This is a genomic window from Actinomyces capricornis, from assembly GCF_019974135.1.
Lineage (GTDB): Bacteria > Actinomycetota > Actinomycetes > Actinomycetales > Actinomycetaceae > Actinomyces > Actinomyces capricornis.
This window is the reverse complement of sequence record NZ_AP025017.1, coordinates 3138348-3164645: the sequence shown is the minus strand read 5'-3', so window position 1 is coordinate 3164645 and position 26298 is coordinate 3138348. Positions and strand designations below refer to the sequence as shown.

Here is a 26298-nt window from a genome sequence, read left to right as displayed (position 1 = left end):
TCCTGTACGGGCTTCAGGCAAGCGGGTGGGCTGGGGGGGAGAGAGAGGTTGTCGGTGGGCGGGGGTGGGTTCGGCCCTGGGGATGGGAGGGGGCGCGCTGCGCCGTCGGGCGCCGTAACGGCTGGGGGCCGGGCGATGACCCGGCCCCCAGCCGGGCGCGGAGGGGTCAGCTGGAGATGCTCTTCTTGATCTCCTCCGCGGCGCTGGTCATCGTCGAGCTCGGGTCGGCGCCGTCGATGACGTTGGCCTGGGCCTGGCCCAGGGGCTTCCACACCGCGCCCATGGCGGGGATGGCGGGCATCGGGTCGGTCTCGGCGGCGAGCTTGGCGAAGGTGACCATCTCGGGGCTGGAGGAGGCGAGCTTCTCCGCCAGGTCCTTCTGGGCCGGCGGGAGCTCGTTGGAGGGGAACATGGACTCGGCGAAGGTGGAGTCCTTGGCGGCGTCGGCCACGAAGCTCTCGGCGAAGGCCTTGTTCTTGCCCTTGGAGGCCACGTAGAAGCAGTTGACGCCGACGAAGGGGCGGGCCTGGCTGCCCTCGATGTCCTTGAAGCCGGGGATCTTGGCCACGGCGTAGTCGATTCCGGCCTTCTTGACATCGGCCAGGGCCCAGGGGCCGGAGATGAGGTAGGGGGACTTGCCCTCGGTGAAGGTGGCGATGGCGTTGTCATTGGTGATCGACTTGCGCAGGACCTTCTCGCTGCCCAACTGCTGGATCATCTCGGCGGCCTTGATGGAGCCCTCCGAGCCCACGCCCAGGTCGTCGGCCTTGTAGTTGCCCTGGTCGTCCTTGCCGAAGAGGTAGCCGCCACCGGCGGTGAAGATGGGCTGGAGGTGGTAGGCGTCGCCCTCCTCGCCCACGGGCAGGGACAGCACGACGTCGGTGCCGGCGGCCTTGCCGGCCTCGACGAGCTCCTCGATGGAGGCGGGCTCGGCCACCTGCGTCAGGCCCTTGTTGACGTAGAGGGCGAGGGTCTCCACGGCGTAGGGGACGCCGTAGGTCTGGCCGTCGTAGGTGACGGCCTTGAGGGCGACCTCGTCGAAGTTGGCCTGGGCCTCCTTGGACAGCGTCACCGGGGCGATGGAGGAGTTCTGGACCAGGTTGCCGATCCAGTCGTGGGCGCCGAGCACGATGTCGGGCCCGTTGCCGGCCTGGTTCGCAGTGACGAAGCTGTCCTGGGTCTCGTTGGCCACCACCTGGACGGCCACGGTGATGCCCTGCTCCTTGCCCCACTTCTCGGCGATCTCCTTGAGGGAGCCGGCCTTCTTCTCGTCGGCCCAGATGACCAGGTCGGCGTTGGCGTCGCGGGCGGGCGCGCCGTCGGTGGCGCCGCTGCTGGCTCCCTGCGCGCCGTCGGCGCTGGTGGAGCCGGTGGACTGGCCCGAGTCCTGAGAGCCGCAGGCAGCCACGGCGCTCAGGGTGGTGGCGATAGCAGTCATGGTCAGGAACGACCGGCGGTTGAGTGCCACGAGGATTCTCCTTCGAATCAGGTCGGGGCGGGTCGCCCCTGGGGATGCACTGAATGTAGCCGCGCCGTGCAAACTTTGCAAGGACTGTACGAAGTTTGCAGGCCGGTTTTCAGCGGTCGTCTCAGGCGACCGTGGCCGCCTCCAGCCACACCGCCGTCGTCGGCGGAACGAGGATCCGGCCCTCGTCCTGCCCCAAGGACTGGGAGGACAGCAGCACCCGCGCCTCCGCGGGCAGGATGAGTGAGGTTTCAGACATGTTGACCAGCACCAGCACATCGCGTGACAGGAAGGTCAGGGCTTCGGGGCCGCTCCACTCCAGGCCCGTGACGAAGGCCATCGGTGCCGAGGCCAGGCCGTGCTCCCGGCGCACATGGGTGGCGTGGCGGACCGTGGCCACCGGTGAGCCGACGGCGGTGTGCTGCTCCTGGGCGAGGCGGGCCACCAGATCGGCCAGCGCCAGCGGGTCGCTGGGCTTATCGGCGTCGGCCATGGCGATCTCATCGCCCTGGCGCAGGTAGACCGAGCCCGGCAGGGCCAGCATCATCGACTGCAGAGCCGTCGCGCGGCGCAGTCGCTCCGCGGGGTCGGTGGCGTACCAGCGCATGCCGTCGCCGGGGTCCAGCTCCTCCAGGAGTGCATGGGGCGGCATGAAGCGCCAGCTGGGCGGCGTCCCGAAGCGGGAGCGCTCATCGAAGGACTGGGTGAGGTGGGCGGTCATCGAGCCGGGATCCCAGCGGGCCAGGGTCAGGCGGTCATCGCGCAGGTGGTGGACCCAGTCGTCCTGGAGGTGGTGGCGCAGGGAGTCGGGGTGATCGGCGGTGACATCGGCCCCCACGACGCCGTCCTCGGTGTACTCGGCCACCATGCCATGCAGGATCGCCACATACCGGCTCAAAGTGCCCAGGTCCGTCTGCCGGGTGACCGAGGGCGGGACGATGGTGCCCAGGTCGATACCGTCGGCGCCGGCGCGCAGGTATCCCTCGGCCCGGCGCAGGATGTCCTCCCCGGGCCGCTCCACCCCGGTGAGGTAGGCGGTGTGCCGCCCGGCATGAGGGCCCGTGATCGGGCCCAGGGCGCCCGAGACCCGGACGATGGCGCGCAGCCCCCGCTCATGGGCGCGCGCGATGGTGCCCGACACCGCGCTCATCTGCGTCGCCGGGTCCACCAGGCTCGGGCGCAGCAGGACCGTATCGAAGCCCAGGGAGGCGATATGGTCCAGGACCGAGTCGCTGCACCGGAGCTCGGCGGCCCCCAGATCGGGGGAGAAGAACTCGTAGACCAGCGCGTGGCGCCACCACTCCTCCGGTCCGTCATACGGCCGGTGGACGAGCGTGGTGGTGGTGCTCACAGAAGCAGTCTCCCGTCATGTCAGGCGGGCGCCCGACAGTTCAGACATCGTAACCCCACCCTGCGTTACCTTGTGGTCATGTCCGCGCACCCTCACGTGCCTTCTGCCTCGGCCCCGCCCCAGCCCCCTGCCGACTCCGCTGCCGAGTCCCCCAGCGGCCCCGGGGGAGGCCGCTCCTGCGGGGCGGCCTCCGGCCCGCTCACCGGTCCTGGCGCTGCCTCCGGAGCCCTGCCCGGCTCATCGATCCCCGCCGCGGTCGGCGGGTACAGCGATCACGACGTCGAGCGATTCCTGGCCGAGTCGGGCAAGGATCCCCGGCGCACTCCCTTCGAGCGCGACCGGGCGCGGGTGCTGCACTCCTCGGCGCTGCGCCGCCTGGGGGCCAAGACCCAGGTGCTGGGGCCCTCGGCCGACGACTTCGTTCGCACCCGCCTGACCCACTCCCTGGAGGTCGCCCAGGTGGGGCGGGCCCTGGGCCAGGCGCTGGGATGCGACCCCGACGTCGTCGACGCCGCCTGCCTGAGCCACGACCTGGGCCACCCGCCCTACGGGCACAACGGCGAGAAGGCGCTGGACGTCGTCGCCGATCGGATCGGCGGTTTTGAGGGCAACGCCCAGACCTTCCGGCTGCTGACCCGCCTGGAGCCCAAGACTGTGGACGCCGCGGGCAGGTCCGTGGGCCTCAACCTCACCCGGGCCGGCCTGGACGCGGTGGCCAAGTACCCCTGGGCCAAGGGCGGCGGCTCGGGGGAGGCGCGGGCCAAGAGCCTGCGCAAGTACTGCGCCTACCCCGAGGACGCCGAGATCTTCACCTGGATGCGCCAGGGCGCCCCCGAGGGCCGGCGGTGCCTGGAGGCCCAGATCATGGACCTGGCCGACGACGTGGGCTACTCCGTCCACGACGTCGAGGACGCCATCGCCCTGGGGCGCATGGACCCCGCTCGCCTGGGCGACCAGGCCGAGGTAGACCGGCTGGTCGAGGAGACCCGGCAGTGGTACGGGGGAGCCATGAGCGCCGATGTCCTGGGGGCCGCCTGGGAGCGCCTGGTGGCCGTGCCCTTCTGGATCCGGTCCTACACCGGCTCGCGGGCCGACGCCGCGGACCTGAAGAACCTCACCAGCGAGCTCATCGGCCGCTTCGTGTCCTCCGTGGCCCAGGCCACCCGCGAGGTCTACGGGCAGGGGCGGCTGACCCGCTACGGGGCGGACCTGGTCATCCCCGAGGCCACGGCGGCCGAGATCCTGGTGCTCAAGGGCGCGGCGGTGCGCTACGTCATGGCCCCACGCGAGCACGAGCCGGTCTACCTGAGACAGCGCACGGTCATCTTCGACCTGGCCGACGCCCTCATGGAGGGCCGGGGGGCCCACCTGGACCCGGCCTTCGCCCAGGACTGGCAGTGCGCGGAGGGCCAGGACGAGCGCCTGCGCGTGGTGGTGGATCAGATCGCCTCGCTGACTGATACCTCCGCCCGCGCCTGGCACGCCAGCCTGTGCGGCCTCTTCTCCCAGGTCTAACCTTCGACAATTTGCATGAGATCGTACTTCTCCAGGCCTGGAAAAGGCCGATCTCATGCAAATTGTCGAAAAGAAGGGGAGGGGTGGGCGTCGTGGCGCCGGCCTCGCCTACCATGGGCCCGTGCCGGGACTGATCAAGCGCGAGGACATCGAGGCCGTGCGCGAGCGCGCCCGCATCGAGGATGTCGTCAGCGAGCACGTGACCCTCAAGAGCGCGGGCGTGGGATCCATGAAGGGGCTGTGCCCCTTCCACGACGAGCGCACCCCCTCCTTCCACGTGCGGCCCCAGCTGGGCTACTGGCACTGCTTCGGATGCGGCGAGGGCGGGGATGTCATCACCTTCATCCAGCGGATCAGCCACCTGGGCTTCACCGAGGCGGTGGAGTACCTGGCCGACCGCACCGGCGTCCAGCTGCGTTACGAGGAGGGCGGGCAGGTGCGCCGCGGGGTGGAGCCCGGCACGCGCCAGCGCCTCATGGACGCCAACCGCCTGGCCGAGGCCTGGTTCGCCGAGCAGCTGGCCACCCCCGGCGCCCAGGCCGCCCGGGACTTCCTGACCTCCCGCGGCTTCGACCGCCGCGCCGCCGTCCACTTCGGCGTCGGCTACGCCCCGGCGGGGTGGGACAACCTGGCCCGCCACCTGCGCGGCGCCGGCTACACCGAGGCCGAGCTGGTCGACTCCGGGCTGTGCAGCCGCGGCGGCCAGGACGGCAGCCGCGTCTACGACCGCTTCCGCGACCGCCTCATCTGGCCCATCCGCGACATCACCGGCGCCACCGTGGGCTTTGGGGCCCGGCGCCTGTCGGAGGACGACAAGGGCCCCAAGTACCTCAACACCCCCGAGACCGCCGTGTTCCACAAGAGCCAGGTGCTCTATGGACTCGACCTGGCCAGGAAGGACATCGCCCGGGGACACCGCGTGGTTGTCGTCGAGGGCTACACCGACGTCATGGCCGCGCACCTGTCGGGGGTGACCACGGCGGTGGCCACCTGCGGCACCGCCTTCGGCGCCGATCACGTGCGCGTGGTGCGGCGCCTCCTGGGCGACGTGGCCGACCCGGCCGCGGGCGTCATCACCGGGCAGGGCCGCGAGGCCCGCGGTGGGGAGGTCATCTTCACCTTCGACGGCGATGCGGCCGGGCAGAAGGCGGCGCTGCGGGCCTACGGCGAGGATCAGCGCTTCGCCACCCAGACCTTCGTGGCGGTCGACCCCGGGGGCATGGACCCCTGCGACCTGCGCATGCGGGAGGGCGACCAGGGCATCCCCCGCCTGCTGGAGCGGCGCGTGCCCCTGTTCGAGTTCGTCATCCGCTCCTCCCTGGCCAGCCTCAACCTCGACACCCCCGAGGGCCGCATCCAGGGCCTGCGCGCGGCCGCACCCGTGGTGGCGGGCATCAGGGACCGGGCCCTCAAGCGCGAGTACACCCGCCGCCTCTCGGGCTGGCTGGGGCTGCCCGACGGCGAGGTGGTCGGCGCCGTCAGGGCCGCCGAGCGGCGCAGTGCGCACCCGGCGCCCGAGGAGCAGTGGCCCATCGAGGGGCCCGACGGCGCGCAGGGCCCGCCCCGGCCCCGCGGGCTGGCGCCGGTGAGCGACCCGGTCGAGCGCCTGGAGCGCGAGGCCCTGGCGGTGATCATCCAGATCCCCACGGCCGCGGCGGCGGCCGGGGCCGACGAGATCGGGGCGGGCTCCTTCAGCCAGTCGACCCACCGGGCCGTCTACGAGGCCATCGAGGCCGCCGGCGGGGCGGCCCGGGCCCAGGAGATGATCCAGGGCGCCCTGGCGGCGGGGCTGGCCGAGCCTGAGGCGGTGCGCCGCGCCACCCAGCGGTGGATCGAGGAGGTGCGCGCCGGGGCGGTGGGGGTCATCGACGCCGCCATCACCGAGCTGGCCGTCGCCCCCCTGCCACTGCCCACCATTCGCGGGCGGGGGGCGGAGCTCGACCCCGGGGCGCTGGAGCGCTACGCCACCGGCGTGCTCAGCTCCCTGGCGGTCATGGGCATCAACCGGCGCCTGGCCGAGCTGCGCTCGCGCCACCGGCGCGCCTCGGGTCAGGATGAGGAGGGCTACCGCGGGCTGCTTGCCGAGATCACCTCACTGGAGCAGCGCCGGATGCGCATCAAGCAGGGCCTGTAGGCGCCCGGGCGCGGGCCCGCGCTGGCCGGGCTCCGGCCCCGTGCCGGCCCTGGGAGGTCGCAGGGCGCGCCGATGGGCCTGTGGGCAGCGCGACCCCCGTGGAATCGCCGGCGCCGAGACGCGATCGAGACGGGGCTCCTCGCCGGCGGGCTGGACCACCGGTGGGCGGTGGGGCACAATGTGCGTGCACGCCGCGTGCGTCATGAGAAGCATCCGCTGAGGATCGAGACCGTTGGGGAAGGCGAATCTCGATCACATCAGGAGGCGAAAGTCATGATCGGTGCCTACACCCGCGGTGTCATCTTCGTGCACTCTGCACCCCGGGCGCTGTGCCCCCACGTCGAATGGGCGGCCGCCGAGGTGCTGGGCTCGCGCGTCCACCTGGACTGGATCGACCAGCCCGCGGCCCCCGGCATGATGCGCGCCGAGACCAGTTGGGTGGGCCCCGCCGGTACCGGAGCCACCCTGACCTCCGCGCTGCGCGGATGGGCCAACCTGCGCTACGAGGTCACGGAGGAGGCCAGTGCCGGGACCGACGGCGGGCGCTGGTCCCACACTCCCGACCTGGGCATCTTCCATGCCCAGACCGATGTCCACGGCAACGTCGTGGTCCCCGAGGACCGCATCCGTGCCGCGCTCATGCACTCGGCCGATCCCGACCGGATGCGCCGTGAGCTGGACCTGGCCGTGGGCCAGGCCTGGGACGACGAGCTCGAGCCCTTCCGCTACGCCGGCGCCGGCGCCCCGGTGCGCTGGCTGCACCGGGTCGGCTGAGTCTGGGTCGCCGGAGAGCGGCGCCTCCTACGATGAGCATGAGGCCGGGCCCCGGTCACCGCAGATGTCGGTGACCGGGGCCCGGTGCGCTGGGGGAGGACGGGCCGGCCTCGGGTAGGGGCGTGGCGAGCGGCGGGTGGGTCCAGGCCCCGCGGCGGCGGGCCACTCCCGGGCTCGGTCCCTACAGGCCCTGGGCGCGCAACTCCTTCATGGCCCGGGCGCGGTTCTTGCGGTCCAGGCGGTCGAGGTAGAGGTGGCCATCGAGGTGGTCGAGCTCGTGCTGGATGCAGCGCGCCATGAGCTCCTCGCCCTCGACGACGACCGTGCGCCCGTCCAGGTCGATGCCCTCGGCCCGGGCGTACCAGGCGCGCTGGGTGGGGAACCACAGGCCCGGCACGGACAGGCAGCCCTCGTCGCCGTCCTGGTACTCCTCGGTGGAGGTCTCCACGAGCTTGGGGTTGAGAATGTAGCCGATCTCGCCGTCGATGTTCCAGGAGAAGGCTCGCAGGCTCACCCCGATCTGGTTGGCGGCCAGGCCGGCGCGGCCGTCCTCGTCCACCGTCTCCAGGAGGTCCTCGACGAGGGACTTCACGGAGTGGTCGATATCAGTGATCCAGTCGCACTCGGTGCGCAGCACCGGGTCGCCGATAATGCGGATGTCGCGGTAAGCCATGGGCTCATCCTCGCACGGCTGCGGCCCGGAGCCGACCACCGGGCCGGTGCGTGACCATGCGAGAAGCGTCGGGGAACGACGGAGCCCCGGCCGTGGGGGCCGGGGCTTCCGAGGAGCTCCTGCGGCTGGACTCGAACCAGCAACCGTCCGATTAACAGTCGGATGCTCTGCCATTGAGCTACGCAGGAATGCGCGTTGTGCGGGTTGAACTGTAGCAATGATTCCGTGTCATCGTCGAATCGCCACGTCCGGAGAAAACCGCGAGATGACGCGCGAAGGTCAGGTTGTGGGCAGACCCACACCGTCTGCGGCCCGCCGCTCCAGGTCTCGTAGCGCGGCGGCGTCGGCCTGATCGGGGCAGTGCGCGGGCCGGGTGATGGGGTACAGGCGCCCCTGGGCGTCGCGTCGGATGCTGGCGGAGGCCGGTGCGCCGCTGGGCAGGGTGGTGGTGGCGCTGTGGACGATGGCGGCCTCCACCCGCTGGCGCAGGGCCCTGGCGAAGGGCTCGACGTCGCACTCCACATACCCGGCCTCGCGGCGCACCCCCGCGGGCACGCTCAGCACCAGGTCGGGGTGCTCCATCCGGGTCCACCGCAGGGTGAAGGCCCGCTCCTCGGCATCCCAGGAGCCGTGCTCCACCTCGTCCCAGCCGTAGCGCTCGGCGTGGGGCTCAGGTCCGGGGGCATCGGCGTTGGGGGCATCGCCCTTGCGCGGACCGGCCGCAGCGTGGGCACCGCGACTGAGGATCACCAGGTGGTGGGCGGTGGCCACCGCCCAGGAGGAGTCGTCCTGGGACAGCGGAACGGCTCCCAGGATGCGCTCATCGACGAGTGCGAGCAGGTCATCAGGGGGCTGGGCAGTGGCGCGGCGTCGGAGGAGGGGCATGGCAGCAGGCTACCGGCTCCGGTGCGGTGGGCCCCCGGACGGCGGGGGACTCCCCGGTGGCCTGGCGCGCCGTGCCGGGTGCTGCCAGGCGCATGAGGCCGCAGTGGTGACCCGGTGGCAGGGCATGCATCGCCCTCCTCTCCCGCCGCGCCACCCCGATCCGGCTCGGCCGACCGCGTGCCCAGCCCGCCGGGGGAGCTGTAGTCAGGGCCGGGTCAGGACGAGGGCGACGTTGTGCCCGCCGAAGCCGAAGGAGGTACTGACCGCCACCTCCAGGCCGTGCAGATCCCGCCCGGTCGGGCCGACGACGTCGAGACCCAGGGCGGCGATCTCCGGGTCCACTCCGGCGGGCAGGAGGGTCGGAGGGGCCCAGCGCTCGCGCAGCGCCTGGATGGCCAGGATCGCCTCCAGTCCGCCGGCCCCTCCCAGGAGGTGAGCGGTGGCCGACTTGGTGGCGCTGACGGCGGCCCGGGGGACGGTGGCGGCGAGCATCGCGGCCTCCACGGCGTCGCCCGCCGGGGTGGAGGTGGCGTGGGCGTTGACATGCCCCACCTGGCCGGCCTCCACGCCGGCCCGCTCCAGGGCCAGGCGCAGGGCCCTGGCCTGCTGGGCGCCGCCGGGCTCGGGGCGGGCCACGTCGTAGGCGTCGGCCGTCACCGCGGCACCGGCGAGGACCGCCAGCGCCTGGGCGCCCCGGGCCCGGGCGTGCTCGGCGGATTCCAGGACGACGACGCCGGCCCCCTCTCCCAGGACGAAGCCGTCGCGGTCCGGGGCGAAGGGGCGCGAGGCGGTGCCGGGATCCTCATCGCGCGTGGACAGAGCGCGCATGGCCGCGAAGGCGGCAACGGTCATGGGGTGGAGGGCCGCATCGGTGCCTCCGGCCACCACGACCTCGGCCCGGCCCAGGGCGATGAGGTCCGCGCCGTAGGCGATGGCCTCGGCCCCCGAGGCGCAGGCGGAGACCGGGGCGTGGATGCCGGCGCGCGCCCCCAGCTCGATGCCCACGCTCGCCGCCGGGGCGTTGGGCATGAGCGCCGGGATGGAGGTGGGCAGGACCCGCCTCGGGCCCCGGCTGCGCAGGGTGTCCCAGGACTCCATCACCGACAGGACCGGGCCCATGCCGGGGGAGAGGGACACGGCCAGCGCGTCGCCGTCGACCTCGGGCTCGCCGGCCTGCGTCCAGGCCTGCCGGGCGGCCAGCAGCGCGCACTGGGAGGCCCGGTCCAGGCGCCGCAGGAGCCTGGGGGGCAGCAGTTCGCCGGGGTCGATGGCCAGGGGGGCGGCGATGGACACGGGGAGGTCGTGCTCGGCCACCCACGGGGGGGCCAGCGCGGTGACCGCGCAGCGCGAGTGGCGCAGGCCCTCCCAAGTGGCGGTAACGTCCCCGCCCAGGGGGTTGACGGTCCCCATGCCGGTGACGAGGACCTGGCGGGAGGCGGGGGCCGCCCCGGCGCGGCCCTGGCCCGGTGCGGGGGCGGTCATCCTCAGGCCTGCTGCGCGGTGACCAGGTCCACCAGGGAGCCCACGGTGGGCAGGGTGGGGATGAGGGAGTCGTCCAGGGCGACGGAGAAGTGCTCCTCCACCTGCGTGGCGATGGTCAGCAGCCCCAGGGAGTCGATGTCCAGGTCCTGGGCGAAGCGGCTGTCCCGGGTGATGGAGGACGCCTCCACCCCGGCCTCCTCGGCGACGATCCGGGTGATGGTCTCAAGGACCTCGGTGCTCTGGGTCATGGCGATCTCCTTTATCGCTGTGGCGGGCGCGGTCGGCCGTGGGCGCGGCGCGGCGTCCCGGCGGGCCGCCACTGGCCACTGCCGACGGCGGTGGCTGTGGTCGGTCGCGATGGGCCGGTGGGGCGCCGCGCGCACTGCCGGAAGGCTACTCCTTCTACTCCTCGCGCCCGGCGGCCAGGCGACCGGCGATGATCGCCATGTGGAGCATGAGGCCGTCGCGGGCGTTGGTGGCGTCCCAGCCGACCTGCTCGCTGACGCGCCCCAGGCGGTAGCGCACGGTGTTGGCGTGGACGAAGAGGCTGCGGGCGGTGGCCTCCAGGCTTCCGCCCAGGGCGAGGTAGGTGGCCACCGTGCTCTCGAAGGGGTCGCCCATGGCGTGAAGAGGGGCGTGCACCAGGGACAGGATCTGCTCGCCGGCGAGCTCGTCGCCGGCCAGGAGGCGCTCGGGCAGGAGGTCGTCGGCGTGGACCGGGTTGGGGGCCTCCTGCCAGCCGGGGATGGCCCGCAGTCCTGCCAGGGCCGAGCGCAGGGAGCGTCCTGCCTGGGAGACCCCGGAGACGACAGGGCCGACGACGGCCGAGCCGCCCAGGCCGCCGGCGATCTGCATGGCCGCGGAGTCCACGGCGCGCTCGGCGGGCTCGGACTTGGAGGCAGCGGTGCTGTGGTCGGACTCGGGGGAGCCGCCCAGGACGATGAGCACGGAGTCGCCGCGCACGGAGACCAGGCAGTCGGTGGCCAGGGTGCGGCACTCGTGGCGCAGGCGGGAGATGCCCAGGGCGTCCAGGGAGGTTCGGGCCGCGATGCCGACGACGGGCCCGATGCCCCGCCATCCTGCGGATCCGGCCCTGGTGGTGGCGTCCTCGGGGCTGTCGTGGAGCATGGCATCCACGGCCACCGACTCCAGGCGGGCGTCCCAGGCGCCGCGGGCCTCGGCGGCGCGCGCGTAGACCTCGGCGGCGGCGAAGCCCACGTCCCGGCCGAAGGTGAGCACGAGGATGCGCACGGCATCGTGGTCCTCATCCGGCACGGCCTTGGGGGCCTCGTCGACGACGACGTCCAGGACCGTGCGCACCAGGGCCAGCGTCTGCTCCAGGGTGATGACGCCGGTCAGGGCGGCCGGGGCCACGGAGAAGATCTGGGAGGGGGACAGGGTCTGACCGGGGTTCTCCGCGGAGTCCACGAACATGGTCACGCCCAGGCGTGCCACCGCTGCAATTTGCTCCCGATCACCCTCGGGCAGGGTGCGGTAGAAATCGTGGGCCGAACTGATGCGGTCCAGTGAGTGCTCAATAATCGTGTCCTGCGCGTCTCGCAGCGCAGTCACTCCCGGAGTGCTCAACTCGTCCATGACTGGGATGGTACATACTGGAAAACCTCAATCACAGGAGCGTCTCGTCGGGCATGGCGTGTGATCCGACACGGGTTTGCCGCTGAATCCGGGGAACTGGCGCAGGATCGGGCCGGTGGGCGTGGCGCTACATGTGACTAAGTTGTGACCTTATTGTGGGTTCATACCGGATGAATGGGCAATCGAGCACGGCATGGCCTATTGTGTACCTGTCAACTATAGGCGTGTGTGGACTACTGGAGGAGCAGCGATGTCACAGGCCACCAGAACCGAAGAGGATCTCCTGGGGACGCGGGAGGTGCCGCGTGAGGCCTACTGGGGAATCCATACCCTGCGGGCCATGGAGAACTTCCGCCTCTCGGGCTCCTGCGTCGGCGATGAGGCGGCCTTTGTGCGCGGGATGGTGCAGGTCAAGCAGGCGGCGGCGCAGGCGAATGTGGAGCTGGGCACGCTCGACGATGATATTGCCAAGGCGATCATCTGGGCATGCCGACAGATCCTGGCATCGAACCGGTGCCTGGACCAGTTCCCGGTCGACCAGTTCCAGGGCGGTGCTGGTACAAGCGTCAACATGAACACCAATGAGGTGGTGGCCAACCTGGCGCTGGAGCACCTGGGCTACCCCAAGGGCCGATACGACGTCATCAACCCTAATGATCACGTCAATAAGTCGCAGTCGACTAATGACGCCTACCCGACGGGGTTTCGCCTGGGACTGTATGCGCTGGTCGAGGAGCTCATCGAGGAGCTCGACCGCCTCATCGGGGCGATGCGCGCCAAGGGGCGGCAATTCGACACTGTGCTGAAGATGGGGCGCACCCAGCTCCAGGATGCGGTGCCCATGAGCCTGGGACAGGAGTTCGAGGCCTTCGCGGTGCTCCTGGAGGAGGAGGTGCCCCGCCTGCGCAACAACTCGGCGCTGCTGCTGGAGGTCAACCTGGGTGCCACCGCGATCGGCACGGGCCTCAACACCCCGCCCGCCTATCAGGACACGGTGGTGCGCCACCTGCGGGCCATCACCGGCCTCAACATCCGCGGCGCCAAGGACCTCCTGGAGGCCACCAGTGATACCGGCGCCTACGTGTCCATGCACGCCGCGATCAAGCGCCTGGCCGTCAAGCTCTCGAAGATCTGCAACGATCTGCGCCTGCTGTCCTCCGGGCCCCGTGCCGGTCTGGGGGAGATCCGGCTGCCGGAGCGCCAGGCCGGGTCCTCGATCATGCCGGCCAAGGTCAACCCGGTGATCCCCGAGGTGGTCAACCAGGTGTGCTATAAGGTCATCGGCAACGATGTGACGCTGACCTTCGCCGCTGAGGCCGGCCAGCTCCAGCTCAACGTCATGGAGCCGGTCATCGCCCAGGCCAGCTTCGAGTCGCTCAATCTGCTCACTCGTGCGATGTCCTCGCTGCGCGAGCTGTGCATTACCGGGATCGAGGCCAATGAGGAGGTGTGCCGCCGCAATGTGCTGGAGTCCATCGGCATTGTCACCTATCTCAACCCGGTCATCGGTCACCACAATGGGGACCGGGTCGGGCGCGAGTGCGCACGGTCGGGGCGCAATGTGCGTGAGGTCGTCCTGGAGATGGGCCTGCTGGAGGAGAGGGTCCTCGATGAGCTGCTGAGCCCGGAGAACCTGCTGCGGCCCCACTACCGCGACATGAGCACCTACACCGGCACCGACCCCTCCACGCCGCCCACGATTCCCACTGCTCCCGACGCCGCGGGCATCCACGGATTCTGAGCGCCCACCGCGCTGGCCCGCCGGGCTATCGCACCTGGTGGCCGGGCGGTACTCGCCGAGCCCTCCGGCCGCGGCGCGGGCTCAGGGGGGCAGGTCCCGGCGCCTTAGGAGGCGGGGGAGCAGGAGGCGACGAGATGGGCCAGTGAGTCCCTGGCGATCACATTGGTGTCGGTGTCGTCCTGCTCGGAGACCGGAGCGGAGTCACGCCAGAACACATGGTTGTAGTAGCCCGAGTCGAGCTCGACCAGGCCGTGCTTGACGATCGTGCCCTCCTCGAAGACGACACTGCGCACCGAGTCGACCCACACGATGTTGCCGCTGCCCCGGATGGTCAGGGTCTCCAACCCGCTGTCGATGACGTAGGTCAGGTGGGAGGCCTCGATGACCGCATGGCGGGTGCCGGGCCCGATCGAGATGACGCTGGCGTACTCCTCGGCCTCCACCGGGATGGTGACGGTCTCGGCGCCGGCCACGGTGTGATCCACCTCGGCCTGGGCACTGGCGCGATCGTTGCTGATGTCCAGGTCCTGGGGGTCGGGGGTCTCGCCCTCGGCGTCGGCGACATCCTGGGAGGTGCAGTTGCCGTACTCCAGGGGGTCGAGCCCGACGGAGTCCTGCGGATCGACGGGCGCCTGCGCGGCGTCGTCGGCCTGAGCCTCAGGGGCCTGGGCGGCGGGTGCGGCGTCCGGTGCCGAGCCGTCCGCCTGCGGCAGGAGGCCGCAGGCGGACAGGCTCACGAGGCACACGCCGCTGACCACGGCCCGGCGCAGCAGCGCCGGGCCGCTAGCAGAGCGGATCATCCGGCTCAGGCCTCCCCGCCCTGGCCGCCGGAGGTACCCGCGTTGACATTGGACAGGTCGTAGCGGGCCACGGCCTCGGCGACGACCGAGCGGTCCATGACACCCTGCTCGGCGAGGGCCTGGAGGGCCTTGACCACCACGCTCTGGGCGTCGATGAGGTAGTGGCGGCGGGCGGCGGCGCGGGTGTCGGAGAACCCGAAGCCGTCGGCGCCCAGGGTGTGGTAGTCGCCCGGCACCCAGGCGCGGATCTGGTCGGGCACCAGGTGGTCGTAGTCGCTGGTGGCGACGAAGGGGCCGTGGGCCTGGGACAGCTTGGCGGTCAGGTAGGGCACGCGCCGCTCGTCCTGGGGGTGGAGGAGGTTGTGCCGCTCGGCCTCCAGGGCCTCGCGCCGCAGCTCGTTCCAGCTGGTGACCGACCAGGTCGAGGCGCGCACGCCCCAGTCCTGCTGGAGCAGGTTGCGGGCCTCCTCGATCCAGGGCAGGCCCACGCCCGAGGCCAGCAGCTGGACCTCGGGGCCATCGCCCTCGGGCGCGCCCTGCAGCTGGTACAGGCCGCGGATGATGCCCTCGACGTCGACGCCCTCGGGCTCGGCCGGCTGGTGGATCGGCTCGTTGTAGACCGTCAGGTAGTACATGACGTCGCGGTTGCGGCCCGAGTCGGGGCCGTACCAGCGCTCCAGGGCGTCGCGCACGATGTGCCGCATCTCATAGGCGTAGCCGGGGTCGTAGGTGACGACGGCGTCGTTGGTGGCCGAGATGAGCGGGGAGTGGCCGTCCATGTGCTGGGTGCCCTCACCGGTCAGGGTGGTGCGCCCGGCCGTGGCCCCGATGATGAAGCCGCGCGCCAACTGGTCCCCGGCGGCCCAGAACTGGTCGCCGGTGCGCTGGAAGCCGAACATCGAGTAGAAGATGTAGACCGGGATCATGGGCTCGCCGTGAGTGGCGTAGCTGGTGCCGGCCACCTGGAAGAGGGCCGCCGAGCCGGCCTCGTTGATGCCGGTGTGCATGAGCTGTCCGGACTCGGACTCGCGGTAGGACAGCATCATGTCGGCGTCCACCGGGGTGTAGTTCTGCCCCTGGGTGTTGAAGATCTTCTTGGTGGGGAAGAGGGACTCCAGGCCGAAGGTGCGCGACTCGTCGGGGACGATGGGCACGATGCGCCGGCCGATGCCCTTGTCCTTGAGCAGCTCCTTGAGCAGGCGCACGAAGGCCATCGTGGAGGCGACCTCCTGCTTGCCCGAGCCGGACTTGAGGATGTCGTAGGTCTTGTCGCCGGGCAGCTCGAGCTGCCTGCCGCTGTCGCGCCGCTCGGGCAGGAAGCCCCCGAGCTGGCGGCGCCGCTCCAGCATGTAGAGCAGGGCCGGGTCGTCCTGGGCGGGGCGGTAGTAGGGCGGCATCTTGGGGTTGGCCTCCAGCTCCTCATCGGTGATGGGGATGTGGAGGCGGTCGCGCAGGGCCTTGAGGTCCTCCAGGCCCAGCTTCTTCATCTGGTGGGTGGCGTTGCGCCCGGCGAAGTGCTCGCCCAGGAGGTAGCCCTTGACGGTGTGGGCCAGGATGACGGTGGGCTGGCCCTTGTGCTCCATGGCGGCCTTGTAGGCGGCGTACATCTTGCGGTAGTCGTTGCCGCCGCGCTGCAGGGCCCAGATCTGGTCGTCGGTCCAGTCCTTGACCAGGGCGGCGGTGCGCGGGTCGCGGCCGAAGAAGTGCTCGCGCACGTAGGCGCCGTCGTTGGCCTTGAAGGTCTGGTAGTCCCCGTCGAGGGTCTCCATCATGAGGTGCTCCAGGGCGTGGTCCTTGTCCGCCGCCAGGAGCTGGTCCCAGCCGCGGCCCCAGATCACCTTGATGACGTTCCACCCGGCGCCCTTGAAGAAGGCCTCGAGCTCCTGGATGATCTTGCCGTTGCCGCGCACGGGGCCGTCGAGGCGCTGGAGGTTGCAGTTGACCACGAAGGTCAGGTTGTCCAGCTGCTGGCCCGCGGCGAGCTGGAGCATGCCGCGGGACTCGGGCTCGTCCATCTCGCCGTCGCCCAGGAAGGCCCAGGTGTGCTGCTGGGACGTGTCCTTGATCCCGGCACCGGTGAGGTACTTGTCGAACCAGGCCTGGTAGATGGCCTCGGCGGGTCCCAGGCCCATGGACACGGTGGGGAACTCCCAGAAGTCCTCCATCCGTCGCGGGTGGGGGTAGGAGGGCAGGCCGCGCCCCTCGCCGCGGGCGGGGTGGGAGACCTCCTGGCGGAAGCCGTCGAGGTCGGCCTCGCTCAGGCGGCCCTCGATGAAGGCCCGGGCGTAGTTGCCGGGGGAGGCGTGGCCCTGGAAGAACAGGTGGTCCCCGCCGCCGGGGTGGTCCTTGCCGCGGAAGAAGTGGTTGAAGCCCACCTCGTACAGTGTGGCGGTGGAGGCGTAGGAGGAGATGTGCCCGCCGACGCCGACGCCGGGGCGCTGGGCGCGGGTGACCATGACGGCGGCGTTCCACCGCAGCCAGCGGCGGTAGGTGCGCTCGGCGTCCTCATCGCCGGGGAAGTAGGGCTCGTCGGCGACGTCGATGGTGTTGATGTAGGGGCTGGTCAGCTGAGCCGGCACCGTGACGTTCCGCTGGCGGGCCTCGGCGAGCATCGACAGCAGGATGAAGCGGGCCCGCGGGCCGCCCTTGTCCTCGATGAGGGCGTTGAGGGACTCGCGCCACTCACTAGTCTCCTCGGGATCGTTGTCCGTGACCTTGGTCAGGAGGCCATCGATGAGCGGAGTGGAGTCACTGGTGGGGCTCACGGGTTCCTTCTTCCTCGCGTCTGTGCGGTGGGGACCGGCTCGCCAGGGCCGCCCCGACTCGTCGTCGGCGGCGAGCCCGGCGAGTCAGGCCGCAGTGATTGACGATCCTAATCTACGTTCTGAGAGTTCTGGCGGATGCACCTGTGAAGGAAAAAGGTCCCATGTCACGTGTGCGGTGGGTCACTGATGCGCCCGTGGGGTGGGCCCCCCGGAAGCAGGGGAGCGGCGCGATCCGGCGGGTGGGCGAGCGTTCTCACTTGCGCGCGGACGGCTGGTGCGGTGGGCTAGTGCCACGGGGCCCGACCGCGGGCGCCTTGAGTACGGGCAGACGGGCCAGGGCCCGGAAGGACGGTGTGAACAAGTGACGAGCACAGCAGGTGGGGCCTTCGGCTTCTCCTCGGGCCTCATCATCCAGGAGTTCGGGTACGACGACGACGTCGAGCCCTCCCTGCGGCGGGCTGTTGAGGCTGAGACCGGCACCGAGCTGGTCGATGAGGACTATGAGGACGTCGCGGACTCGGCCATCGTGTGGTGGCGCGCCGAGGACGGCGACGTGGACGACCTCACCGATCTCCTGGTGGATGCCCAGGCCAACCTCGATGGCGCCGGCATCATCTGGGTGCTCACGCCCAGGGCTCGCACCGCCGGTGCCGTGCCCTCTGCGGAGGTGGAGGAGGCTGCCGCGACGGCGGGGATGCATGCGACCTCGACGGCGTCGCTGGGCGAGCACTGGAGTGGGACTCGCGTCTCCTCCCGCGGGCGCTGATCGCCGGGCGGTGCGGGCCGGCGATCAGCACCCGCACTGGGCCGGCCGGTCTCCCCGGTGACGGGCGCCCGCGGGTGGGCGCCGGCCGGCAGGTGGGCCGGCCCCCGGGGCGTGCCCACGGGTGCTGTAGCCTGCTGCCTGCTTCGGGCCGGTGGCCCCGCGGCCCTCGGGCTTCGGGCCGGCGCGGCCCCAGGGACCTGTAGCTCAGTTGGTAGAGCAACGCGTTTACACCGCGTTGGTCGTCGGTTCGAGTCCGGCCGGGTCCACTGCGAGTCGGCGGTGCGATGGGCGCCGTCGGGGCGAGTCGCCCATGAATCGCCCCAGGTGAGGGGGCATTGCTCCGGGCGGTCGGCGCCCCGGGGAGGCGAATGAGGGAGTGCAGGACCCCCAGGAAAAGTGTCGCAAATCACGCGAAACGATTGAGATTAACGTTTGTTGTGTCGTGGGGCACGATGCATCATGGATGCTGTGACCCGGACCCGAGTGCGCCTGACCGATATCGCCGCCGCCTGCGGTGTGTCGACCTCCACCGTGTCCTACGTGCTGGCGGGCAAGGCCTCTGAGCGTGGATTGAGCAACGAGACCGTCGAGAGGGTTAGCGCCGTCGCCAACGACTTGGGCTATGTGCGCAACCGCAGCGCCAGGGCGCTGAGGCGGGGGAGGACCAGCACCGTCGTGCTGTTCTACGAGCCCCCCATGAACCGCTTCGTCGAGCGCTACCTGCTGCGGGCGGCGCGGATGCTCCAGCGCCACGGCCTCCAGATCCTCGCGCTGCCCGTCATCGACGGCGACATCAGGATCATCACCGATGCTCTGCGCTCAGGCATCTGCGACGGCGGGATCGTGAGCATCTCCCGCGACCAGCTCGCCCGGCTCTTCGAGGCCCTCCCCACCCCGCCGCTGCCCACTGTCATCCTGGGTGCGGACAAGGGCGACCCCAAGGGGTACGACCAGGTCCACTACGAGGAGTACGACGCCGTCGTGGAGACCCTGGGCACCCTGGTCGACCGCGGCTCGCGCACCATCGCCATGGCCGCTCAGGAGGCGGATCCGGCCCGGGCCCGCCGCTCGGTGCGGTGGCGCGCCTACGAGGACTTCCAGCGCCGGCGCGGGGCCGAGCCCATTCTGCTCATGCACGTGGACTCCTCCATCCCCAGCGCCTTCGAGCAGGCGGTCCGCCGCCTGCCCGACCTGCGCGCCCGAGACCTGCTGCCCGACACGGTCTACTGCGGCGCCGACCGCGTGGCCATCGGCCTGGCCATGGCCGCCAGCCAGCTGGGCATCAGGGTGCCCGAGGAGCTCAGCATCGTCGGGACCGGCAACTCCTCCGACGCCCTGAGGCTGGAGCAGCCCCTGACCAGCGTGGGACTCAGCGACGAGTCTATCGACGCCGTGCTGGCCGCGCTCATCGCACGGCTGGCAGACCCGGCACCACCGGCTTCCGTCATCACCGAACGATGGCGGCTGTTCCCGCGTCGCACGACGCGGTGACGACAACACGATCAGAAAACAACCCCTCAACCAGGAGGCGCAATGATGCGTACCCGTTCCCTACCCTCCATGCCCCGACGCACCTTCCTCACCGGCAGTGCCGCACTGGCCGCCGCCTCCCTGGCGGCCTGCTCCGGCCCGCAGGGCGTGGGCTCCAATGGCAGCCAGGCCACGGCCTCCGGCGGCGGCGTCGAGGGCGAGCGCACCGGCAAGGAGCTCCAGTTCTACCTCTCGGCGGGCCACGACTACCAGCCGTACCTCGACGTCATCTCCGACTTCGAGAAGGAGCACGGCATCACGGTCACCGTCCAGACCTTCCAGTGGGCCGACCTCCAGCAGAAGCTCACCGCCGACTTCCTGTCCGGCCAGACCCCGGACCTGGTCGAGGAGAGCGGCAGCTGGTGGTCGACCCGCTGGGGCGCCGACGGCAACATCCTGTCCCTGGACGACTTCATCGCCAAGGAGGAGGACGGCTTCCTCGACGACTTCGTCGAGTCGGGCCTGGCGCTGCGCCAGGAGGGGGGCACGACCTACGGCATTCCCCTGCACGTGACCATGGGTGGGCTGGTCTTCGCCAATCAGAGCATGCTCGACGCCGCGGGCGTGAAGATGCCCACCACCTGGGAGGAGTTCAAGGCCGCGGCCAAGGCCATCAAGGACTCCGGGGTGGAGTACGGCTGCGCCCTCAACAACGACTCGGCCTACGGTCGGCCGTGGTACCTGCAGAACGGGGTGAAGTGGACCGCCGAGGGGGAGGAGCCCATGACGCCCTCCAGCGCCCTGGAGCAGGCCCTGAACTTCCAGAAGGACCTCATCTACACCGACTCCCTGGCCCCCGTCCCGGTGGCCTCCAACGAGTACTCCGCCCCCCGCAAGGCCTTCACCACCGGCCGCGCGGGCCTCATCATCACCGGCCCCTGGGACATCAGCCCGATCCAGACCGAGGATCCGAGCTTCCCCCTGGCCATCGGCATGCCCCTGACCGGGGCGGCCGGGCAGAGCACGACCATCGCCGGCTCGGGCCTCATGATCCCCGCCAAGTCCCAGAATGCGGCCCTGGCCTGGGAGCTCATCAAGGCCATGACCAAGACCGAGGTCCAGGAGGAGATCACCAAGTCCGTGGGCATGGCCTGCTCGCGCAAGTCCTGGGCCGAGTCCGCGACGGTGAAGAACGACGCCAACCTGTCGGTGGTCGCCAAGGCCCGTGAGGTGGCCGTGGCCCCGGACCGGGCCTTCTGGGGCTCGACGAGCACTGCGAAGATCTCCGACGCCGAGAAGGTCATGTACGAGGAGGTCATCCTCAACGGCAGTGACGCGGCGGCAGCGGTGTCCACCTACCAGGCCACGGCCAAGCCCCTGCTGGAGGCCTGAGCGATGAGCCTCCCAGCCCGGCGCGGCGCGCCCGGTTCCCGTGCCCTGCCCGCCCTCAGCGGGCGGGGCACGGGGATGCGGCGCCGACAGTGCCTGACCGCCTACCTCTTCCTTCTCCCCGCCGTCCTGTACTTCGGGATCTTCTTCTTCTGGCCCATCGCCAGCGAGTTCCAGCTCTCCTTCACCCGGGGCTTCACCACGCTCACCCCCGTGGGGGCAGCCAACTACACCCAGATCATCAACGACCCGGTGGTGCGCCACGCCTTCGTCATCACCCTGGTCTACGCCTTCGCCTGCCTGGCGCTGTCCACGGTCATCGGCCTGGTCCTGGCGCTCATCCTCAACCAGGAGTTCCGGGGGCGCACCGTGGTGCGCACGATGATCCTCACCCCCTACATGACCTCCATCGCCATCATCGGACTCATGTGGCGCAACATGCTCGACCCCACCACCGGGGTGCTCAACGCCGTCCTGTCGGCCGTCGGCCTGCCCGAGCAGCAGTGGCTGGCGACCCACCCCCTGGCCACCCTCGTGGGCATCACGGTGTGGCAGGAGTCGGGGTACGTCATGCTGCTCTTCCTGGCCGGGCTCCAGGGCATCGACCAGCAGCTCTACGAGGCGGCGCGGCTCGACGGCGCCTCGGTGTGGCGGCGCTTCTGGTCCATCACCCTGCCGCTGCTGGCACCCACCACCCTGTTCGTCATGCTCATCGGCATGACCAGCTCCCTGCAGCAGTTCGGCCTGCCCTACATCGTGACCAACGGCGGGCCGGGGAACGCCACGTCCCTGTACGTCTACCAGGTCTATCAGGAGACCTTCACCAGCGGGAACCTGGGCTACGCCTCGGCGATGTCCTTCCTCCTGCTCGTCGTCATCCTTATCTTCTCCATGATCCAACTCCTGGTCGGCAGGAAGAAGGAGGCACTGTGATGTCCTCATCCACAAAGGCCGCGGCCCACCGCGGGCTCAAGCAGGAGGCCCTGTTCCCCGGGGCGCGCGCCGTCTCGCTCATCATCATCGTCCTGGCAGCCCTGGTCGCCGTGGCCCCGCTGGTCTACATGGTCTCCCTGGCCTTCCAGTCCGACGCCGAGGTCGCGGGCGGGCGCGCCGTGCTGTGGCCCGAGGAGATCCAGTGGGGCAACATCGCCCGCCTGTTCCAGGCGGCGCCCTTCGGGCGGTTCTTCCTCAACTCTGTGCTGGTGGCGGGGCTCATCACCTGCTCCCACCTGCTCCTCGCGCCGGTGGTGGCCTACGCCTTCGCGAAGTTCGACTTCCCCGGGAAGAACCTCATGTTCATCCTCATCCTGTCCACGATGATGATCCCCTTCTTCGTGCGCATGATCCCGCTGTACGTCTGGTTCAGCCAGATCGGATGGCTGGACACCTATCAGGGTCTGGTGACCCCCTTCCTCATGAGCGCCTTCTCGATCTTCCTCATGCGCCAGTTCATCACCGGGGTGCCCAATGAGCTCATCGAGGCCGGGAGGGTCGACGGCGCGAGCGAGCTGCGCATCTACCGCTCGATCGTCCTGCCGCAGACCAAGCCCGCCCTGGTGGTCCTGGGACTGTTCACCTTCGTGTTCCAGATGAACGAGTTCCTCTGGCCCCTCATCGTGACCAAGTCCGATGCCATGCGCACCATCCCCATCGGCCTGTCCCTGTTCAACCGGGAGAGCTTCACCCTGTGGAACCTCACCGCCATGGGATCCCTCATGCTGTTCATCCCGGTGTGCCTGTTGTTCGTGCTCACTCAGAGGCATATCGTCCAGGGCATCGCGATGACCGGGATCAAGTAAGGCAGGTGCCATGCGCAGCTCTGAGACCCGCGGCCCCGGGGAGGCCCGGGTGCCGTCCGACCCGCGCCCCAATGTCGTGCTCATCTGCGCGGACCAGTGGCGAGGGGACTGCCTGTCCATCCTGGGGCACCCGGATGTCGAGACGCCCTACCTGGACCAGGTCGCGGGCCAGGGCGCCGTTATGGGCCAGGCCTACTCGGCCGCACCGACCTGCGTGCCCGCGCGCATGAGTCTCATGACCGGGCTGAGCCCGGGCTCCCACCGGCGGGTGGGCTACAGCGACGGCGTCGACTTCGACGTGGCCAGCACCCTGCCCCGCGCCTTCCGGGAGGCGGGCTACCACACCCAGGCCATCGGCAAGATGCACTACTGGCCCGAGCGGGTGCGCATCGGCTTCGACGACGTCATCCTCCACGACGGGTACCTGCACTACTCGCGCGACCGGCAGCGCGACCCGGCGCTGCACGACGACTACCTCACCTGGCTGCGCGAGCAGGCCGGGGCCACGGCGGCGGAGGACTACATCGACTCCGGGCTGGAGTGCAACTCCGTCGTCGCCCGCCCGTGGGACAAGCCCGAGCGCCTGCACCCCACGACGTGGGTGGCCACCCAGGCGATCCGCTGGCTCTACCGCCGTGACCCGACCGCACCCTTCCTCCTCTACCTGTCCTTCCACCGGCCCCATGCGCCCTACGACCCGCCCCGGTGGGCCTTCGAGCGCTACGACCACGGCGGCCTGGCCGGGCCCCGGCTGGGCCAGTGGGAGGAGGAGGCCCTGGGCGGGCTGCGGCGCGACCACGACCCCACCAGCCACGTGGCGCGCTACCGGGAGCGGGACACCCAGCGTGCCCGGGCCGGCTACTACGGGCACATGACCCACATCGATGGCCAGGTCTCACGCATCCTCCAAGCACTGGGGGAGTTCCACGTCCTGGAGAACACCTACATCGTGTTCGTCTCCGATCACGGCGACATGATGGGCGACCACGACCTGTGGCGCAAGGGCTACCCCTACGAGGGCTCCTCGCGGGTTCCCTTCGTCATCTCCGGCCCGGGCATCGCCCAGGGCATCGAGCGCCACGAGATCGTCGAGCTGCGCGACCTCATGCCCACGCTCCTGGAGCTGGTGGGCCTGCCCATCCCCGAGGGCGTCGAGGGCCGCTCCCTGGCCTCCCGGCTGCGCGAGGGGCGGGACGAGGGCGAGCCGCACCAGCCGTGGCGGGACTACCTCCACGGCGAGCACCTGGTCCTGGGCCAGTCCCTGCAGTGGATCCGCTTCAGCGACGGCGACGGCGACGCGGGCGATCGGCGCGAGCTGAAGTACGTGTGGTGGTCGGGTACCGGCCGCGAGCAGCTCTTCGACCTGGGCGAGGACCCCGATGAGCTCATCGACTGCGCCGGCCAGGAGCGCTACGCCGAGGCGCTGGATCGCGGCCGCCGGGCGCTCATGGCCGAGCTGGAGGGGCGCGAGGAGGGCTTCGTCGTCGACGGCGCCCTCGTGGCGGGCCGGCCGGTGGCACCCGTGCTCGACCGCCCCCACCCGCCGACCCCCGCCGCCCGATGAGCCGGTCCCCGGCATCGGCGGCGCCGCGCCGCCTGCCCCTGAGCGTCATCGCCAAGCCGACAGGGGCGGGATGCAACCTGGACTGCCAGTACTGCTTCTTCCTGTCCAAGGAGCTGCTCTACGACGTCCCGCGCCAGCTGATGAGTCACGAGACACTGGAGACCTACGTGGCCCAGTACCTGGCGGCCAGCCCCGACGGCGAGGTGACGATGCTGTGGCAGGGCGGGGAGCCCACACTGCGCGGCATCGACTTCTTCACCGCCGCCATGGACCTGTGCGAGCGCCACCGCAGGCCCACCCAGAGCGTGGCCCATGCGCTCCAGACCAATGCCACCCTCATCGATGAGGAGTGGGCGGCCTTCCTGGCCGAGCACGACGTGCTCGTGGGCGTGTCCATGGACGGGCCGGAGGAGCTGCACGACGCCTACCGGGTCAACCGGGGCGGGCGGGGAACCCACGCCATGGTGCTGCGCGGATGGCACCACCTCCAGAGCGCCGGGGTCAGGACGAACATCCTGTGCACCGTCAACGCGGCCAACCAGCACCGGGGGGCGGAGGTCTACCGCTACTTCCGCGACGAGCTGGGGGCCCGCTTCCTCCAGTTCATCCCCGTCGTCGAGCGGGTTCGGGCCGCGGACCTGCCCACCGCCGAGAGCGGGTGGAGGACCGGCGGGGGGCGCCGCCTGCTCTACCGCCAGCAGGGCGACGCCACCACCTCCCGCTCAGTGGGGCCCGAGCACTACGGCGCCTTCCTCATCGAGGTCTTCGAGGAGTGGATCACCCACGACGTCGCGACGGTCTTCGTCCAGGATATCGACACCGCCCTGTCATCCCTGTTCGGCATCCATGCGGCATGCGTCCACGCCCCCGAGTGCGGCAACAACCTGGCCATGGAGTTCAACGGGGATGTCTTCGCCTGCGACCACTGGGTGGAGCCGTTGTGGCGCCTGGGCAGCATCGCCGAGGCCGGCTTCGCCGACCTGGTGGCGACCCCGACGATGCGGCGCTTCTCGGAGAAGAAGAACCGGGAGCTGACCGCCCAGTGCCGCCGCTGCCCCGTGCTGGGCCTGTGCTGGGGAGGCTGCCCCAAGGACCGCTTCACCTCCTCCGTGGACGGCGAGCCCGGGCACAACTACCTGTGCCCAGGGTATGAGGCCTTCTACGCCCACGCCCTGCCCGACCTGATGGCGATGGCGCGCCTCATCAGGGCCGGCCGAGCCCCTGCAGAGATCATGGGCCCCGAGGTCAGGGCCATGAGGCCCGAGCCCGGGGCGATGGAGCGGCCGGGGGTGGTGCGGCGATGACATTCCTTGCCGCCGTGGTTGCGGGTCTGCTCATCGGCGTGGTCGTGGGCGCCCTGGGTGCGGGCGGGGGCGTCCTCTCCGTGCCTGTGCTCACCTACGTGCTGGGCCAGTCGCCGCATGACGCCGCCGCGGGCAGTCTGCTCATCGTGGGACTGACCGCGCTGGTCTCCCTGCGCTCGGCCGCCCGGGACCGCCGCGTGCGCTGGCGCGACGGCCTGCTGTTCGGGGTGCTGAGCATCGTGGGCTCCGTCCTGGGCGCGCGGGCCTCGGTCCGGCTCGATGAGCTGCTCCTCATGCGCCTGTTCTGCACCCTGCTACTGGTCGTGGGCCTCATCATGCTCCGACGGGGGCTCAGCGCGAGGCGGGCCCTCCTTGCCGGCGGCGGAACGGCGGGCACTGGGGCTGCGCCTGCGCGGCAGGAGCGCAGGAGGCGCGGGCTGCCGGGTATCGCCCTGGCCGCGACCGCCACGGGCCTGCTCACCGGCTTCTTCGGGGTGGGGGGAGGCTTCATCGTGGTGCCCATGCTCGCGCTGGCCCTGGGCTTCCCCATCAAGGAGGCGGCGGGGACCTCCCTGCTGGTCATGGTCATCGCCTCGGTCACGGGCCTGCTCGCTAGGGTCGGCACGGGGGTGGTCATCGACTGGCCGGTGGTCCTGCTCTTCGCCGGGGCCTCCATGTGCGGTGGGATGCTGGGCGGCTCCTTCACCCGGAGGGTCCCCGGGCACGTCCTGACCATCCTGCTCGGCCTGCTGCTCCTGGGCGTGTGCGCCGCCACCACCGCGGCAACCCTGGCCGGTGCCTGAGCCGCGGGGCGCGGCGGATGGC

Annotated in this window: 21 protein-coding genes and 2 tRNA genes; 13 read left to right on the top strand and 10 right to left on the bottom strand. The window is 70.8% G+C overall.

Going from position 1 to position 26298, the window contains the following annotated elements:
* Positions 1-166: 166 nt before the first annotated feature.
* A complete protein-coding gene (locus MANAM107_RS12970) occupies positions 167-1468 on the bottom strand; it encodes a sugar ABC transporter substrate-binding protein (RefSeq protein ID WP_223909523.1) in 1302 nt (433 codons plus the stop codon).
* A gap of 121 nt (positions 1469-1589) precedes the next feature.
* The gene (locus MANAM107_RS12965) at positions 1590-2816 is read right to left on the bottom strand and encodes an alpha-amylase family protein (protein WP_223909520.1); all 1227 of its coding nucleotides are present in this window, start codon (positions 2814-2816) and stop codon (positions 1590-1592) included.
* Positions 2817-2894: 78 nt separating this feature from the next.
* Here MANAM107_RS12965 and MANAM107_RS12960 point away from each other — a divergent pair, with 78 nt between their 5' ends.
* From MANAM107_RS12960 to MANAM107_RS12950, 3 genes are all read left to right on the top strand, one after another.
* Positions 2895-4331: a deoxyguanosinetriphosphate triphosphohydrolase gene (locus MANAM107_RS12960; RefSeq protein WP_223909517.1), complete on the top strand. Its 1437-nt coding sequence runs from the start codon at positions 2895-2897 to the stop codon at positions 4329-4331.
* A gap of 121 nt (positions 4332-4452) precedes the next feature.
* Positions 4453-6465 carry a DNA primase gene (dnaG, locus tag MANAM107_RS12955; RefSeq protein WP_223909509.1) on the top strand — a complete coding sequence of 671 codons (2013 nt, stop codon included), beginning with the start codon at positions 4453-4455 and terminating at the stop codon, positions 6463-6465.
* A 273-nt stretch (positions 6466-6738) separates the two neighbouring features.
* Positions 6739-7239 (top strand): DUF3145 domain-containing protein, encoded by a 501-nt coding sequence (locus MANAM107_RS12950; protein WP_124933800.1) that lies wholly within the window; start codon positions 6739-6741, stop codon positions 7237-7239.
* Positions 7240-7420: 181 nt separating this feature from the next.
* On the opposite strand, the gene def is transcribed toward MANAM107_RS12950, so the two are convergent.
* From def to MANAM107_RS12920, 6 genes are all read right to left on the bottom strand, one after another.
* Positions 7421-7912: a peptide deformylase gene (gene def / locus MANAM107_RS12945; protein ID WP_179900736.1), complete on the bottom strand. Its 492-nt coding sequence runs from the start codon at positions 7910-7912 to the stop codon at positions 7421-7423.
* A 116-nt stretch (positions 7913-8028) separates the two neighbouring features.
* A tRNA-Asn gene (locus MANAM107_RS12940) sits at positions 8029-8100 on the bottom strand.
* A gap of 91 nt (positions 8101-8191) precedes the next feature.
* Positions 8192-8797, bottom strand: a complete 606-nt coding sequence (locus MANAM107_RS12935; protein WP_223909506.1) for a hypothetical protein — start codon at positions 8795-8797, stop codon at positions 8192-8194.
* 204 nt (positions 8798-9001) lie between these two features.
* Positions 9002-10279: a beta-ketoacyl-[acyl-carrier-protein] synthase family protein gene (locus tag MANAM107_RS12930; protein ID WP_223909503.1), complete on the bottom strand. Its 1278-nt coding sequence runs from the start codon at positions 10277-10279 to the stop codon at positions 9002-9004.
* Between the two features lie 2 nt (positions 10280-10281).
* Positions 10282-10527: an acyl carrier protein gene (locus MANAM107_RS12925; RefSeq protein ID WP_179899605.1), complete on the bottom strand. Its 246-nt coding sequence runs from the start codon at positions 10525-10527 to the stop codon at positions 10282-10284.
* Positions 10528-10681: 154 nt separating this feature from the next.
* Complete coding sequence (locus MANAM107_RS12920; RefSeq protein WP_223909500.1) at positions 10682-11875, bottom strand: PucR family transcriptional regulator; 1194 nt, start codon at positions 11873-11875, stop codon at positions 10682-10684.
* Between the two features lie 250 nt (positions 11876-12125).
* Between MANAM107_RS12920 and aspA the strand changes: the two genes are divergently transcribed.
* Entirely contained in the window at positions 12126-13616 is a 1491-nt protein-coding gene (gene aspA / locus MANAM107_RS12915) for an aspartate ammonia-lyase (RefSeq protein WP_223909497.1), read from the top strand.
* Between the two features lie 104 nt (positions 13617-13720).
* Here aspA and MANAM107_RS12910 read toward each other — a convergent pair whose 3' ends face one another.
* Positions 13721-14416, bottom strand: a complete 696-nt coding sequence (locus tag MANAM107_RS12910; protein WP_223909494.1) for a DUF3060 domain-containing protein — start codon at positions 14414-14416, stop codon at positions 13721-13723.
* A 5-nt stretch (positions 14417-14421) separates the two neighbouring features.
* The gene (gene aceE, locus MANAM107_RS12905) at positions 14422-17181 is read right to left on the bottom strand and encodes a pyruvate dehydrogenase (acetyl-transferring), homodimeric type (protein WP_223909491.1); all 2760 of its coding nucleotides are present in this window, start codon (positions 17179-17181) and stop codon (positions 14422-14424) included.
* A gap of 361 nt (positions 17182-17542) precedes the next feature.
* Between aceE and MANAM107_RS12900 the strand changes: the two genes are divergently transcribed.
* From MANAM107_RS12900 to MANAM107_RS12860, 9 genes are all read left to right on the top strand, one after another.
* Complete coding sequence (locus MANAM107_RS12900) at positions 17543-17947, top strand: DUF3052 domain-containing protein (RefSeq protein ID WP_223909489.1); 405 nt, start codon at positions 17543-17545, stop codon at positions 17945-17947.
* A 193-nt stretch (positions 17948-18140) separates the two neighbouring features.
* Positions 18141-18213 (top strand) — tRNA-Val (locus MANAM107_RS12895).
* 202 nt (positions 18214-18415) lie between these two features.
* The gene (locus MANAM107_RS12890) at positions 18416-19438 is read left to right on the top strand and encodes a LacI family DNA-binding transcriptional regulator (RefSeq protein ID WP_223909487.1); all 1023 of its coding nucleotides are present in this window, start codon (positions 18416-18418) and stop codon (positions 19436-19438) included.
* A 42-nt stretch (positions 19439-19480) separates the two neighbouring features.
* On the top strand, positions 19481-20809 hold the full coding sequence (locus tag MANAM107_RS12885; protein ID WP_223909485.1) for an ABC transporter substrate-binding protein: 1329 nt from the start codon (positions 19481-19483) through the stop codon (positions 20807-20809).
* Positions 20810-20812: 3 nt separating this feature from the next.
* Positions 20813-21739: a carbohydrate ABC transporter permease gene (locus MANAM107_RS12880; RefSeq protein WP_223909482.1), complete on the top strand. Its 927-nt coding sequence runs from the start codon at positions 20813-20815 to the stop codon at positions 21737-21739.
* A complete protein-coding gene (locus tag MANAM107_RS12875) occupies positions 21739-22605 on the top strand; it encodes a carbohydrate ABC transporter permease (protein WP_223909479.1) in 867 nt (288 codons plus the stop codon). The genes MANAM107_RS12880 and MANAM107_RS12875 overlap by 1 nt, the downstream gene beginning before the upstream one ends.
* A 10-nt stretch (positions 22606-22615) precedes the next feature.
* Positions 22616-24169, top strand: coding sequence for an arylsulfatase (locus tag MANAM107_RS12870; protein ID WP_223909477.1), 1554 nt, complete (start codon positions 22616-22618; stop codon positions 24167-24169).
* A complete protein-coding gene (locus MANAM107_RS12865; RefSeq protein WP_223909474.1) occupies positions 24166-25473 on the top strand; it encodes an anaerobic sulfatase maturase in 1308 nt (435 codons plus the stop codon). The genes MANAM107_RS12870 and MANAM107_RS12865 overlap by 4 nt, the downstream gene beginning before the upstream one ends.
* Positions 25470-26276, top strand: coding sequence for a sulfite exporter TauE/SafE family protein (locus MANAM107_RS12860; RefSeq protein WP_223909472.1), 807 nt, complete (start codon positions 25470-25472; stop codon positions 26274-26276). The genes MANAM107_RS12865 and MANAM107_RS12860 overlap by 4 nt, the downstream gene beginning before the upstream one ends.
* Positions 26277-26298 lie beyond the last annotated feature (22 nt).